This is a genomic window from Novosphingobium sp. FW305-C-30-35 (assembly GCF_058783135.1).
Map to the genome: position 1 here is coordinate 2254667 of NZ_JBYSYJ010000001.1, position 12362 is coordinate 2267028.

Annotated in this window: 16 protein-coding genes; 11 read left to right on the forward strand and 5 right to left on the reverse strand. The window is 65.5% G+C overall.

Going from position 1 to position 12362, the window contains the following annotated elements:
• Positions 1-4 precede the first annotated feature (4 nt).
• The 3 genes from AC3WLM_RS11120 to flgB are packed head-to-tail and all read right to left on the reverse strand — an operon-like array spanning position 5 to position 1110.
• Positions 5-349, reverse strand: a complete 345-nt coding sequence (locus AC3WLM_RS11120) for a flagellar hook assembly protein FlgD (protein WP_039336156.1) — start codon at positions 347-349, stop codon at positions 5-7.
• The gene (gene flgC / locus AC3WLM_RS11125) at positions 349-759 is read right to left on the reverse strand and encodes a flagellar basal body rod protein FlgC (RefSeq protein WP_039336154.1); all 411 of its coding nucleotides are present in this window, start codon (positions 757-759) and stop codon (positions 349-351) included. The genes AC3WLM_RS11120 and flgC overlap by 1 nt, the downstream gene beginning before the upstream one ends.
• Before the next feature lie 3 nt (positions 760-762).
• Positions 763-1110, reverse strand: a complete 348-nt coding sequence (flgB, locus tag AC3WLM_RS11130; RefSeq protein ID WP_492477384.1) for a flagellar basal body rod protein FlgB — start codon at positions 1108-1110, stop codon at positions 763-765.
• 216 nt (positions 1111-1326) lie between these two features.
• On the opposite strand from flgB, the gene AC3WLM_RS11135 reads away from it, so the two are divergent.
• The 11 genes from AC3WLM_RS11135 to AC3WLM_RS11185 all read left to right on the forward strand — a co-directional run bounded on the left by AC3WLM_RS11135 (position 1327) and on the right by AC3WLM_RS11185 (position 10291).
• Entirely contained in the window at positions 1327-2049 is a 723-nt protein-coding gene (locus AC3WLM_RS11135; RefSeq protein ID WP_492477385.1) for a MotA/TolQ/ExbB proton channel family protein, read from the forward strand.
• Positions 2046-2465 carry a hypothetical protein gene (locus AC3WLM_RS11140; protein ID WP_492477386.1) on the forward strand — a complete coding sequence of 140 codons (420 nt, stop codon included), beginning with the start codon at positions 2046-2048 and terminating at the stop codon, positions 2463-2465. Before AC3WLM_RS11135 ends, AC3WLM_RS11140 begins: the two co-directional genes overlap by 4 nt.
• A 96-nt stretch (positions 2466-2561) precedes the next feature.
• Positions 2562-3086, forward strand: coding sequence for a flagella basal body P-ring formation protein FlgA (locus AC3WLM_RS11145; RefSeq protein ID WP_039336148.1), 525 nt, complete (start codon positions 2562-2564; stop codon positions 3084-3086).
• A 108-nt stretch (positions 3087-3194) separates the two neighbouring features.
• Positions 3195-3494: a flagellar biosynthesis anti-sigma factor FlgM gene (flgM, locus tag AC3WLM_RS11150; RefSeq protein ID WP_039336146.1), complete on the forward strand. Its 300-nt coding sequence runs from the start codon at positions 3195-3197 to the stop codon at positions 3492-3494.
• Complete coding sequence (locus AC3WLM_RS11155; RefSeq protein WP_052242566.1) at positions 3494-3841, forward strand: hypothetical protein; 348 nt, start codon at positions 3494-3496, stop codon at positions 3839-3841. The genes flgM and AC3WLM_RS11155 overlap by 1 nt, the downstream gene beginning before the upstream one ends.
• Before the next feature lie 82 nt (positions 3842-3923).
• Positions 3924-4817 (forward strand): lytic transglycosylase domain-containing protein, encoded by an 894-nt coding sequence (locus AC3WLM_RS11160; RefSeq protein WP_231735589.1) that lies wholly within the window; start codon positions 3924-3926, stop codon positions 4815-4817.
• A gap of 3 nt (positions 4818-4820) precedes the next feature.
• Positions 4821-6929, forward strand: a complete 2109-nt coding sequence (locus tag AC3WLM_RS11165; RefSeq protein ID WP_492477387.1) for a flagellar biosynthesis protein FlhA — start codon at positions 4821-4823, stop codon at positions 6927-6929.
• Positions 6926-7660 carry a sigma-70 family RNA polymerase sigma factor gene (locus AC3WLM_RS11170; protein ID WP_062345823.1) on the forward strand — a complete coding sequence of 245 codons (735 nt, stop codon included), beginning with the start codon at positions 6926-6928 and terminating at the stop codon, positions 7658-7660. Before AC3WLM_RS11165 ends, AC3WLM_RS11170 begins: the two co-directional genes overlap by 4 nt.
• Before the next feature lie 66 nt (positions 7661-7726).
• Positions 7727-8707: an NAD(P)H-dependent flavin oxidoreductase gene (locus AC3WLM_RS11175; protein ID WP_492477388.1), complete on the forward strand. Its 981-nt coding sequence runs from the start codon at positions 7727-7729 to the stop codon at positions 8705-8707.
• Positions 8704-9486 (forward strand): SDR family oxidoreductase, encoded by a 783-nt coding sequence (locus tag AC3WLM_RS11180; protein ID WP_492477389.1) that lies wholly within the window; start codon positions 8704-8706, stop codon positions 9484-9486. The genes AC3WLM_RS11175 and AC3WLM_RS11180 overlap by 4 nt, the downstream gene beginning before the upstream one ends.
• A 10-nt stretch (positions 9487-9496) precedes the next feature.
• Complete coding sequence (locus AC3WLM_RS11185) at positions 9497-10291, forward strand: SDR family oxidoreductase (RefSeq protein ID WP_492477390.1); 795 nt, start codon at positions 9497-9499, stop codon at positions 10289-10291.
• Positions 10292-10336: 45 nt separating this feature from the next.
• Here AC3WLM_RS11185 and AC3WLM_RS11190 read toward each other — a convergent pair whose 3' ends face one another.
• Both AC3WLM_RS11190 and AC3WLM_RS11195 read right to left on the reverse strand, forming a co-directional pair.
• Positions 10337-11020: a L,D-transpeptidase family protein gene (locus AC3WLM_RS11190; RefSeq protein ID WP_039336132.1), complete on the reverse strand. Its 684-nt coding sequence runs from the start codon at positions 11018-11020 to the stop codon at positions 10337-10339.
• Positions 11021-11133: 113 nt separating this feature from the next.
• The gene (locus tag AC3WLM_RS11195; RefSeq protein ID WP_492477391.1) at positions 11134-12360 is read right to left on the reverse strand and encodes a DUF418 domain-containing protein; all 1227 of its coding nucleotides are present in this window, start codon (positions 12358-12360) and stop codon (positions 11134-11136) included.
• Between the last annotated feature and the right edge of the window lie 2 nt (positions 12361-12362).

A 12362-nucleotide genomic window follows, 5' to 3' on the forward strand; every position in this document is an offset into this window, starting at 1 on the left:
GGGCTTAGGCGTTGGTCGAGGTCGAAGTGGGCTGGCTGGCCAGTAGTTGCGCCACGGTGCTGTTCAGCGTGTCGAGCTTGGTCGCGATGGCGGAAAGCGTTTCGGACTGCCCGGTAATGGTGCCGAGCGAGTCCTTCATGTCGTTGAGGTTCGACAGCGACGAGAACTGCGCCAGCTGGGCCAGCATCTGGGTATTGTCGACCGGCTCGGTCGGGTCCTGGTTCTGCAACTGCGTGGTCAGCAGCTTGACGAAGTCCTCCGCGCCCATTGCGCCCCAGCCTTGGCCGGCTTTCGAGGAGGTAGTGGCGCCGTTGACGCCGGTGCTGGAAGTGACGGAAGCGATCGACATTATTTCATCCTCATCGTTTCGAGCATGAGCTGCTTTGCGGTCTGCATCGCCTCGACCACGTTCTGGTACTGGCGCGAGCTTTCGAGCATCTCGACCATCTCGGCGTTCTCATCGACCGGTGCGGTCCAGACATCGCCATTGGCATCGGCGAGCGGGTGGCCCGGATCGTGCTGGCGAATGGGCGTGGCGTCCGAGCGCTGGACTGCGGCAACGCGCACGGTCGAAAGGCCATTGGCCTGATCGAGCTGCTCGGCAAAGACCGGACGCAGGGGGCGATAGGCCTCTTGTTCGGTCGTGGTGACGGTTCCGGCATTCGCGAGATTCGACGCGGCGGCGTTCATCCGCACGAGTTGCGCCGACATCGCCCGGCCGGTGACCTGGAACAGGGTAAGGGGAGTGCTGCCAGCCATGGCTTATTCTCCCTTGATCGCGCGGGTGATCGTCTCGACCCGGCCCTTGAGGAAATTGAGCGTGGCCGAGTATCCCACGGCATTTTCGGCAAATGCCGTCTGTTCGGTCGCCATCTCCACCGTGTTGCCATCAAGGCTCGCCATTACCGGCACGCGGAAGCGCGTGGCCGAGGCGATCGCCTTGTCCTCGCTCATGCCGGCGGTGCGGGCCTTGAGCGCAGCTGCGAAGTCTATGTCCTTGGCCTTGAAGCCGGGCGTCGCGGCATTGGCGATGTTCGAGGTCAGCAGGCCCATGCGTAGCGAACGCAATTCCAGCGCCGCGCCGTGAATGCCGAAAAGTGAGTTGCTCATGGGGTTGCCTTCACTGGCTGTCGAAACTCTGCCGGTGTTTCAGCAAGGGGCGTGCCAATTGCCCGAAGGCGCCGGAAACCGGCACCATTCGAGGTACTGGCAGGCGATGACCGGCAAGGGCTTGCCGGATGGCGGCAGAAACGCGCCCGTCGCTTTGCAACAGACTGAAATTCCAGAAGGCGCGGCCGTTCTCTTGTGACAGGAGACGTTCCGCTCATGCCACCTGCCATTCTTTTCGACGGCCTGTCATTGTCGATTGTCCTTGCCGGAACTGCGCTGGCCACCGTGCTGCGCTCGGGCCGGCATGAACTGGTGGTCACTGGCCGGGCCATTGCCGGACTGTTTGCGAAGCGCTTCTCTTCTGTTCAGGCCAAGGCTGATCTTGCCGCACAGGTTTCGGCAATCCGCCGCGATGGGCTGCTGCGCGCCAGCACCAGCGCGATCGGCGATCGCGAGTTCGACGACGTGACCGACGTGCTGATCCGCTCGCGCTCGCTCGATGCCTTGATCGAACGACACCATGACCATCGCCGCAACAGGATCGCGGCAGCCAACGCGGCTGTCCGCACATTGGCCCAGGCCGCCGAACTCGGGCCGGTGTTCGGCATGGTCGGCACGCTGGTCTCGCTCAGCCGCCTGCCCGCGACCGGGCTTGAACAAGGCGCACTCAGCGGCGCGATCTCGATGGCCGTGCTGACCACGCTTTATGGCCTGTTGCTGGCCAATCTCGTGCTTGCGCCCCTTGCCCGGGCGGTTGAGCGGCGCTCCCAGGACGAGGAACGGCACCGACAGGAGGTGATCGACTGGCTCTCGGCGCAGATCGAACCGGCCTTGCCATCCTCGCTGCACCCAACATCGGTATCTCTGGTATCCGGCGCTTCGCATGGGCACGGCCATGGAATGCGCCCCCAGCACGGCCATGGCGGCACCGCCGCATGATCGTTCGCGCCGGAACTGGGTGGCAATACGCCCTTGCCGACCTTTCCCTGATCCTCTTTCTCGCCACTGCTTCCGCGCTTTCCCAGGCAGGTGACAAGGCTCACCAGTCGGCCACTGCCGTCCTGCCCGTTGCCGCTGTTTCCGAAAGCGAACCCGTTGCGGTCTGGAGCGCGGGCAGCAACGCGCCACCCTTGGACACATGGTTGGGGCAGGTCGCCAAGGATCCTCGGCTCGAGGTGCGGATCGTCATCCGATATACTGGCGACAGCCGCTCAGCAGCGATGGCGCAGGCGGCGCAATTGGCTGAGAGTGGCGGCCCGCGCGCAAGTCAGGCGCGCATCTTCGTTGAGCCCGGCCAGCGTGCGGGGGCCAGCGTGACGCTGGTCTACACCAGCGAAGTCTCGGCCAGGCGGTAGACCAACGACGCGGCCCGTCCGGTGATCCAGTCTGGAACCTAGGGCTCTGGCACGATGATTGCTGGGCATGGGCATCTCCAGTCAGGATGCCTGAAAATGACCAATCGTAATCCTCTTGCCAGTACCCTTGTCGCCAGTGCGATCATTGCCTGCGCCGCTGCTGCGCCCTCTTCGGCGCAGAGCTCTCCGTTCCACGATCTCGTTGCGATCGACCGCGCCGTGGCGGCTTTTACCGGCGCCGGTATCGGTGAGCCAGGTGGCGCAACGCTGCCGGTTGACCGCCGTCTGCGCCTTGCTGCGTGCCGCTCGCCCTTGTCGCTAGACTGGCAGGGCAACCGGCAGGATACAGTTCTCGTCCAATGTCCCGATGCCGGAGGCTGGCGGCTTTTCGTGGCGCTATCCGGCAACGCCCGGCAAGCTCCTGCCGCTGCACCGGCAATCTCGCGCGGCGAAGCGGTAACGATCACTGCAGCGGGCGAGGGATTCTCGGTCGCGCAGTCAGGCGAAGCTTTGGATTCGGGTGCCTTGGGCAGCTGGATCCGCGTGCGGACCAGTGCTCGCGCCACCCCGATCCGCGCGCGTATCGAGCGGCCCGGCCTTGTCGTCGTGCCTATCGACTGACGCCTGCGATCGCCAATTTTAACAAACCGGCAAAAATTTTCCGCTCCCGCCCTTAAGAGATCGGCAAGACCACCGTTCTTGCCTGTATCAAACGCTAGGAGCGGAACCATGTCACCTATTGAAATCGGTGCATCGCGCCCGGTTGGGCCGGTGCAGGTCAGTACGCCCAAGTCCACGAAGGCTGCAGTGGCGGCCCCGACCGTCGACAATGCCCCCGTTGCCGATGCCGGCGCAGCTGCACAGATCGAACGCTCTGTCGCACTCGACGCAGGGCAGGCCGCGCCGGTCGATGCCGAGCGGGTCAAGGACATCCGGCACGCCATCGAGACCGGAAACTACCCCATCATCCCCACCAAGATCGCCGACGCCATGATCGCGGCCGGCATGCTGCTGAGGACTGCACAGTAATGGCCACCTCTACCGTTGCTCGCCCATCGGACCTTCGCGAGACGCTTCGGCAGATGCTTGCCGTCCTGCAGCAGGAGCGGCATGCGCTTGCCGGGCTCGATCTCGACATGATCATGGGCTGTGCGTCGAACAAGGCGGATCTGTGCGGCACGCTCGCCGATGTCGACCAGACCCTGGTGGACGAGGAATGCCGTGGCCTTCTTGAAGCCGCGCGCCGCCAGAACGAGGCCAATCGCAAGGTCCGCAACCTGATTGCGGCCAATGTCTCGGCCCGTCTCGACGCGCTTTCGGGATCGGCGCCGCTCTACCGCGCGAACCCGCAGGTCCACCGCCTTCGCACGGCCTGATTTCCGGGCGCTCCCAAATTGGCACGCCCCTTGCTGAACGCTCTCCGACACGCCGCCAACCTGCGGCCGGAAGGACAGTTCAGTGAGTTCAGCCGAGACCTTTGCCTTACCCCAATCCCCGGCCGCCATCAGCGGAGCCGGGGTAAGCGTGCGTGGGGCGATTGCCGGGGCCGCGCAGGCTACGGGCACCGACTTTGCCTATCTCATGGCGCAGGCCAAGCTGGAGTCGAGCCTCGATCCGTCCGCCCGGTCGCGCACATCGAGTGCTTCGGGGCTCTACCAGTTCACCACCGGAACCTGGCTGCGCACGCTCGAAAAGCATGGCGCCGAACACGGCCTCGCCTGGGCCAGTGACATGATCCGCAGCGGCGCGGCGAGCGATCCTGCTGCCCGCGCCCAGTTGCTTGCACTGCGTTTCGATCCGCAAGTCGCCGCAACGATGGCGGGTGAGCTGGCGGGCGACAATGGCGATTACCTGAGCGGGGTGCTCGGCCGACAGCCTGACCATGCCGAGCTTTACCTTGCCCATTTCTTCGGAGCCGAAGGGGCAGGGCGCTTCCTGACCGCCCTGGGCAACGATCCCTCGCAATCAGCCGCCGCCTTGCTGCCTTCGGCAGCGGCTGCCAATCGCTCCACCTTCTACGACCGCAGCGGATCGCCGCGCTCGGTCAGCGACGTCATGTCCCTTATCCGCAACCGCATGGCAGCAGCCAGCGAGGGTGCAAGCGGCGACGAAGCCCTGCAATGGGCCGCGAGCTTGGGCGTCACCCCGGCCACGGCGCAGGCGCAGCAATTCACCGGCGGACCGATCGCCCGCGAATTCCAGAGCGCGGCGGCAGGTAGCGGCAATCCTGTGCCGGCGGCAGCCAGCTCGATGGCCGATACACTCAAGCAGGCCTTCGCCCTCAACGACGGCGCATCGGCGCCCGCGCATGTGCGGCAGGCCTATGGCCGCCTTTCGGCAATGGGGCTCTAGGCCATGCTGAAGCGCTTCGGCTCCCCCGCCGCGATGGCCTTGCCCGCTGGCATCCTCATGCTCATCGTCCTGATGGTCGTGCCGATCCCGGCCATCCTGCTCGACGTATTCTTCGTGCTGAACATGGCGCTTTCGGTCGCCATCCTGATGGCGGCGATGAATGCTGAAAAGCCGCTCGATTTCTCGGCGTTCCCCTCGGTCCTGCTTTTTGCCACGCTGCTGCGTCTGGCACTCAACGTCGCATCCACACGCATCGTGCTGGTGAATGGCCATGAGGGCGGCGCGGCAGCAGGCCACGTCATCGAGGCCTTCGGCGCGTTCCTGATCGGCGGCAACTTTGCGGTCGGCCTGTTCGTCTTCATGATCCTGATGATCATCAACATGGTCGTCGTCACCAAGGGCGCGGGCCGCGTCTCGGAAGTGTCCGCCCGCTTCACGCTTGACGCCCTGCCGGGCAAGCAGATGGCGATCGACTCCGATCTCGCCGCTGGCCTGCTCACGGCCGATGAAGCCAAGGCCCGCCGCCGCGAAGTTGCGACCGAGGCCGATTTCTACGGCTCGATGGACGGTTCGTCCAAGTTCGTGAAGGGCGATGCCATCGCCGCGCTGTTGATCCTGGGGGTGAATATCATTGCCGGCTTCTGCCTGGGCATGATCAGCCACGGCCTGACCGCATCCCAGGCCGCAGAGTTCTATATCACGCTCGCCATCGGCGATGCGCTGGTGGCCCAAGTCCCCTCGCTCCTGCTCTCGATCGCCGCTGCCGTGATCGTCACCCGCGTGTCGGACAGCCGCGACCTTACCGGCCAGATCGGCGGCCAGTTCGCCAACCCTGCAATCTGGCTGCCCGTTGCCGTGATCATGGGTGCGATCGGCGCAATTCCGGCGATGCCGCAGATCGTGTTCCTGCCTGCCGCCGCGCTTGCCGGTTGGCTGTGGTGGGCGCTCAAGAAACGCGCCGAACGCCCGGTGGTCGAGCCTGTCGTCGCGCCAGAGCCGATTGATCCCAACCGCATCACGCTCGAGGATGTCAGCGACCACACCCTTGTGACCATCGAGATGGGCTATGGCCTGATCCATCTGGTCGACGAAAGGCGCGGCTCGCCGCTGGTCGCCAGGCTCACCGGGGTGCGCAAGCAGCTCAGCCAGGCCTTCGGCTTCATCGTTCCCCAGTTTCGCGTGCGGGATTCGCTGGAACTTGGCGCCAACGCCTACCGTATCCTGCTCGGCGGCGTGCCCGTCGGCGTTGCCGACATGCGCCCGGACAAGATCCTCGCCATCGATGCGGGCGACGCCAGCCCGGACCATGGCCTGCGCGGCGAAGCCACCCGCGATCCCAGCTTTGGCTGCCCGGCTATCTGGATCGATCCGGCGCAGCGCGATCTGGCCATTGCCGAGGGTTTTCTCACGGTCGATGCCAGCACCGTCGTTGCCACGCATCTCAATCAGGTTCTGGGCGACCGTCCCTCGGCGCTGCTCGGCCCCGACGAGGTCAAGGCCATTCTCGAGGGCGTCAAGGAACGCGCCGCGGGCCTTGTCGAGACGATCCATCCGCAGCCGATGTCCCTTGGTGCGCTTACCCGCCTGTTCCATGCCCTGCTCGACGACGGCATCTCCATCGCCCACCCGCTCCCGATCCTTTCGGCGCTGAGCGAGGCACTGCAGCAGACGAACGACCACGATCGCTTGGTGGACCTGCTGCGCGCAGACCTTGGTGCCATGATCGTCGGGCGCATTTGCGGTCCTGACGAGTGCCTGCCTGTCGTCACGCTCGAAGCCGGGCTCGAACAGATGATCGTTGGCGGAATGCACGATCCTGCCACCGGCCAGCCGGTGATAGAACCCGATCTCGCGCGCGGCATCGGCGAGCGCATCTCCACGCTGATCGCCGAGCGCGGGCCTGCCGCGCCATCGATTGCCCTGATCGTCCAGCCCCGCGCCCGCCGCCCGCTTGCCGCATTGCTGCGCCTGCGCGCGCCGAACTGCCTTGTCATGTCGATTTCCGAACTGCCGCCTTCGCAGCCGATCGAGGTCATCTCGGTCATCGGCGGAGAAGCACCGCCGCAACCTGCCCGTCCAGAGCTGCCTATCCCTGAGGGACTTGCCGCATGAAACACGACCATCGCGGTTTCGCCGCCGCCCGCGCCTATGCGAAGAACGAGGCCGCCGACAGAATCCGCCGCTTCCTGCCGCTGGTGAAGCGCCTTGCCTGGCACGTCCACGGATCGGGCCGAGCCGGGATCGAGATCGAGGACCTCATCCAGGCGGGCCTCGTGGCGCTGACCGAATGCGCCCAGCGCCACGATGGCCCCACCGAGGATGGCTTTGCCGCCTATGCCAAGCTGCGCGTGCGTGGCGCCATGGTCGACCTTGTCCGCCGCTCGACGCCGCTCTCGCGCTCGGCGACCGAACGCCGCCGGCTTCTGCGCGAGAAGACCACGGCGCTGACGAACGATCTCGGTCGTCCGCCCAGTGATGCCGAACTTGCCGCTGCCATGGGCCTGACCGAGCGCGAGCTGGCAGACCAGCAGGCCGCCGACGAACCCCTGCGCTTCGAAACCATCGACGATGCCTATTCCGACAGCAACGCTGCCTTTGCTGACGATCGCCCGGATGCCTTCGCCATGCTCGCGGATGACGAGATGCGCGGCGCGGTAGCGTCGGCGGTCGCCGACTTGCCGGAGCGGCTGCAGATGATCATTCAGCTCTACTTCGTCGAGGAACTGAACCTTGCCGAGATCGCCGAAGTCCTCGGCGTCAGCATCCCGCGGGTCCACCAGTTGAAGGCCCAGGCGCTTGACAAGCTGCGCGCCTCGCTTGGCGAAGGCTACGATATTCTCTGACCCCGCTTGCCAAGTTCCCTGAGTCAGTTTAACCGATCAGTTAAACGTGCTTTGGGAGAGGCAGGAATGGCGATCAGGACCCGTATCACCGAAATGCTCGGCATCGAGCATCCGATCGTGCAGGGCGGCATGATGAATGTCGGCTATGCCGAACTGGCAGCCGCGGTCTCCAACGCCGGCGGCCTCGGCATCATCACCGCGCTGACCCAGCCAACGCCTGAAGCCCTGCGTGATGAGATCGAGCGCACCAAGGGCATGACCGCGAAGCCCTTCGGCGTGAACATGACGATCTTCCCGACCGTCAATTCGCCCGACTACAAGGCCTATGCCCAGGCGATCATCGACGGGGGCGTGAAGATCGTCGAGACGGCGGGCACGCAGGCGGTCCGCGAGATCTGGGAAATGCTCAAGCCCCATGGCGTGACCATACTCCACAAGTGCACCGCCGTGCGCCACGCGCTTTCGGCCGAGCGCGCCGGTTGCGACATCATCTCGATCGACGGTTTCGAATGCGCCGGGCACCCCGGAGAGGACGACATCCCCGGCCTCATCCTGATCCCGGCAGCGGCTGACAAGGTGAAGATCCCGATGCTCGCCTCGGGCGGCTTCGGCGATGGGCGCGGCCTCGTCGCGGCGCTTTCGCTCGGGGCGGAGGGCATCAACATGGGCACCCGCTTCTGCGCGACGGTCGAGGCGCCGATCCATGACAACGTCAAGCAGGCCTATATCGACAACGACGAGCGCGGCAGCTTCCTGATCTTCCGCAATTTCAAGAACACCGCCCGCGTCGGCCGTAGCGAAGTGTCCGAAGAAGTCGTCCGCCGCCTGTCGAAGCCCGATGCGAAGTTCGAAGACGTGCAGGAACTGGTCAACGGCCGCGCCGGCAAGCAACTGCTCGAGACTGGCGACTTGTCCAAGGGCGTGTTCTGGGCGGGCATGGTGCAGGGCCTTATCCATGACATCCCGACCTGCCAGCAACTGATCGATCGCATCGTCGGCGATGCCGAGGAGATCATCCGCGGTCGCCTCGGGAGCCTGCTGGCATGAAGATCGATGGTTCGATCAGCGCTGTCGTCACCGGGGGCGCATCCGGGCTTGGCCGCGCGACAGCAGAAGCACTGGCCGCGGCGGGCGTGAAGGTCGCGATCTTCGACGTCAACGAGGAGCAGGGCGAAGCCGTGGCTCAGGCCATCGGCGGCCTGTTCTGCAAGGTCGACATTACCTCGGAGGACTCGGTCGTCGCAGGCTTCGCCACGGCCCGGGCGGCCCACGGGCAGGAGCGCGTCTGCGTCCACTGCGCGATGACCCATCGCAAGGGCAAGACCGTCAGCCGCAACCGCGAGACCGGTGAGTTCACAAGACTTTCGACCGAGGACTACGAGTACGCCGCGCAGGGCATCCTGATTGCCAGTTACCGCATCGCCTCGCTCTCGGCGCTGGGCATGGCGAGCCTCGAACCGCTCGAAGACGGCGAGCGCGGTTCGATCATCCTGACGGCCTCGGTTGCCGCGCAGGACGCGCAAGTGGGGCAGGTCGCCTATGGCTCGCTGAAGGCCGGGGTCAACGGCCTCGTCCTGCCGATGGCGCGCGATCTGATGGACCTCGGCATCCGCGTCAACGCGATCATGCCGGGGATCTTCGGCACGCCACTGCTGGGCCGGCTGCCCGACAAGGTGCTCGACAGCCTCAACGCTTCCGTCCCGTTCCCCAAGCGCCTCGGCAAGCCCGAGGAGTTTGCCAGCCTCGCCATGGAACTGGTTCGTAACAGCTATTTCAACGGCCAGGCGATCCGTCTCGACGGCGCGATCCGCATGGCCCCCCGCTGAGGATTTCCGCATGACCCACTCCCCGTTCCGTGACGACGTCCTCGCCGGAAAGACCGCGTTCATCGCGGGCGGCACCAGCGGCATCAACCTTGGCATTGCCAGGCGCTTTGCAGAACTTGGCGCCCGCGTGGCGGTGCTTGGCCGCAATCCCGAGAAGGCTACCAACGCTGCTGCCGAGATCGGCCATGACGCTGTATGGCGAGCCGCCGACGTGCGTGATTACGGCGCGATCTGCGAAGCGATGAAGTCCGTGCGCGATGAAATCGGCGCGCTCGACATTGTCATCTCGGGCGCGGCGGGCAACTTCCTCGCGCCCGTCCTCGGCATGTCGGCCAATGCCTTCAAGACCGTGGTCGATATTGATCTGCTCGGCACGTTCAACGTCTTTCGCGGCTGCCACGAACTGCTCAACCCCGGCGCCTCGCTGATCGCGATCACGGCGGGGCAAGCCGAACAGGCGATGGCGATGCAGGCCCATGCCTGCGCGGCCAAGGCCGGGATCAATCAGCTTGTCCGCACGCTTGCGATTGAGTGGGGCCCGGACGTGCGTGTCAACGGCATCTCGCCTGGGCCGATTGCGGACACCGAAGGCATGGCGCGTCTTGCACCCGACGAGACCACCCGGCAGGCACACTACGCCCGCATCCCGATGAAGCGCTGGGGTACAGCTTATGAGATTGCTGAAGCTGCAGTCTACCTGTCCACCCCCGCCGCCAGCTACGTGACCGGCGCAATTCTCGATGTCGACGGGGGCAGCTCGGTCGGCGATGCTTCAAGGACCAGCACGAGCAAAGGCCTGGCCTGATCTTGCTCCCCTCCCTCAAGCGGGAGGGTTGGAGGTGGGCACTCGTCAGCTGGCGTGTTCGCCTGTCAGGATCGGGTCGCCCACCTGCATGGTCCTGCCGTCGGTAACGATCACCTTGTCGCCCAGGCTGGCGATGCGAAACAGCTTTTCGGCAAAGGCATCGGGCACGCCAATGCAGCCATTGGTGGCATAGCCTTTTTCCACCTTGCTGCCGTGGATCGAGATACCGTCATTGGTCAGGCGCATCATCCACGGCATTGGCGCGTCGTAGATGTTCGATACGTGGTCGGCGTCCTTTTCGGTGATCGGGAAAACGCCGGTCGGGGTCGGCTTCTCGCCATAGCCCTTGAGGATCGCCGCCGCACCGATCTCGTGCCCGTCGCGGAATACCGAGATGACCCGTGCGGCAAGGTCGACGGTCACCACCAGCGCGCCCGAAGCAGGTGCGCGGCTTTCGTCCCAGTAGAACTTGCCGAAGCGGATCGGCTCGTTGATCGGCAGGATCGACTTGACCACGAACGGCCCGTCGACCGGCTTTGGCGCCACGGCGGGAACGGGCTTGGGCACTGCGACAATGGCAGGCGCGGCTTCTGCAGTGCCGTTGCCAAAGGCGATTTGCGCGATGTCTTGTCCGGCGTGGAAGGCGAGCAATGAAGCGGCGCCCGTGGCGATCATGCCCAACGGCATCCGCACCCAGCGCTTTGTCCACCAACCCGATTGCCCGGCCATTCGCGCCACTCCTTTCCCCTTAAGGAATAGGCGTTAACGCTTGGGGGTGCCAGTCCCGATCCGCCCGCGTCCCGCTGCGGGACGGCGGGGATTTGGCAGATTACCAAGCTTGGTTAACGCGCCCAAAGCGCCAGTCGGCGCCACGCCCGCTCCAGCGGACCTTGCCCGAAGCGCCGCAGCCACCACTGTGGCCAGGCCAGCATCGCCACCCAGCCCAGCAGCACGAACGCCGGAAGCCAGGCGCGCGGCATCTCCGGCCCAAGGCCAAGGCCGTACCCCGAGAAGATCGCCGTCATCAGCACGGTCGTCCCGAGATAGTTGCTGAACGCACAGCGCCCCGCGGCGGCCAGCGCCTTGCCGATCCGCCACTGCCGCACGGTTGGGAAGATCAGAACCAGCAAGGCGGCATAGCCCAGTGCCATCAACAGGTGCGGCAGGGCCATGCCGTCCTCGATCGCCAGAAACATTGCCTGCGGCGGCCAGCCGTGCCCTTCCAGCCACCGCACCGCAATAACGGTCGGGACCCCACCGATGACAATGCCCGACCCGGCCAGCATTGCCAGCCGCCGGCGTGGCCAGCCCGTGAAGAACCCGCCGCGCACCATCGCCATGCCCAGCAGCATCAGCGGCACCGTCTCGGTGAAGGTTGAAAGCGTTGTGGTCAGAGGCTGGAGGGGGTTGTCGGTCAGCTTGAGCCAGATTGCCTGGAGGAACCCCGCGTTCAGCACAGCGGTGTCCTTTGCCACCGACGCGGCAATGCGCCCCACCATCGCGGCATGTCCGGCAACGTCGGGCTGGGACGCAGTGCCCGCCAGCACTGCCTGCTCGGTCAGCGCGCCGGGCAGGGCGGTCAGCGCTTCGATAACGTGAACCAGCACGTAGAAGGGCAGGGCGATCAGTACCAGCTGTCGCGGCTCCAGCCGGCGCAGCAGCAGCGCAGCCAAGCCGCACACCGCGTAGAGAAACAGGATGTCGCCCCACCACAGCAGCGCGAAGTGCAGGTAGCCGAACAGCGCGAGCCACAGCAGCCGCCGGATTTGCGCTACGTCAGGGTCCACGCCCTTGCGCTCCGCAGCTTGGGCGAACAGCACCATGCTGGCTCCGAACAGCATGCTGAACAGCGCCCGCATCTTGCCCTCGAACACCACGAAGGCAAACGCGAACCAGCCGTAAGAGGCAGGCTCGGCTCTGGGTATCGCCGGGGAGAAGGTGGCGAGCGAGGGCCCCCAGAACCCGGTGACATTGATCGCCAGAATCCCCAGCACGGCCACGCCGCGCAGGAAATCGATCGCGTCTATGCGGGCAGTGGCAGCGCGGGTAGGGGGAAGGTCTTCGTCCAAGT

What these genes read in the sequence shown, in the direction of transcription:
- AC3WLM_RS11120 (WP_039336156.1), bottom strand. Translation starts at nt 349, where the DNA reads ATGTCGATCGCTTCCGTCACTTCCAGCACCGGCGTCAACGGCGCCACT.
- flgC (WP_039336154.1), bottom strand. Translation starts at nt 759, where the DNA reads ATGGCTGGCAGCACTCCCCTTACCCTGTTCCAGGTCACCGGCCGGGCG.
- flgB (WP_492477384.1), bottom strand. Translation starts at nt 1,110, where the DNA reads ATGAGCAACTCACTTTTCGGCATTCACGGCGCGGCGCTGGAATTGCGT.
- AC3WLM_RS11135 (WP_492477385.1), top strand. Translation starts at nt 1,327, where the DNA reads ATGCCACCTGCCATTCTTTTCGACGGCCTGTCATTGTCGATTGTCCTT.
- AC3WLM_RS11140 (WP_492477386.1), top strand. Translation starts at nt 2,046, where the DNA reads ATGATCGTTCGCGCCGGAACTGGGTGGCAATACGCCCTTGCCGACCTT.
- AC3WLM_RS11145 (WP_039336148.1), top strand. Translation starts at nt 2,562, where the DNA reads ATGACCAATCGTAATCCTCTTGCCAGTACCCTTGTCGCCAGTGCGATC.
- flgM (WP_039336146.1), top strand. Translation starts at nt 3,195, where the DNA reads ATGTCACCTATTGAAATCGGTGCATCGCGCCCGGTTGGGCCGGTGCAG.
- AC3WLM_RS11155 (WP_052242566.1), top strand. Translation starts at nt 3,494, where the DNA reads ATGGCCACCTCTACCGTTGCTCGCCCATCGGACCTTCGCGAGACGCTT.
- AC3WLM_RS11165 (WP_492477387.1), top strand. Translation starts at nt 4,821, where the DNA reads ATGCTGAAGCGCTTCGGCTCCCCCGCCGCGATGGCCTTGCCCGCTGGC.
- AC3WLM_RS11170 (WP_062345823.1), top strand. Translation starts at nt 6,926, where the DNA reads ATGAAACACGACCATCGCGGTTTCGCCGCCGCCCGCGCCTATGCGAAG.
- AC3WLM_RS11175 (WP_492477388.1), top strand. Translation starts at nt 7,727, where the DNA reads ATGGCGATCAGGACCCGTATCACCGAAATGCTCGGCATCGAGCATCCG.
- AC3WLM_RS11180 (WP_492477389.1), top strand. Translation starts at nt 8,704, where the DNA reads ATGAAGATCGATGGTTCGATCAGCGCTGTCGTCACCGGGGGCGCATCC.
- AC3WLM_RS11185 (WP_492477390.1), top strand. Translation starts at nt 9,497, where the DNA reads ATGACCCACTCCCCGTTCCGTGACGACGTCCTCGCCGGAAAGACCGCG.
- AC3WLM_RS11190 (WP_039336132.1), bottom strand. Translation starts at nt 11,020, where the DNA reads ATGGCCGGGCAATCGGGTTGGTGGACAAAGCGCTGGGTGCGGATGCCG.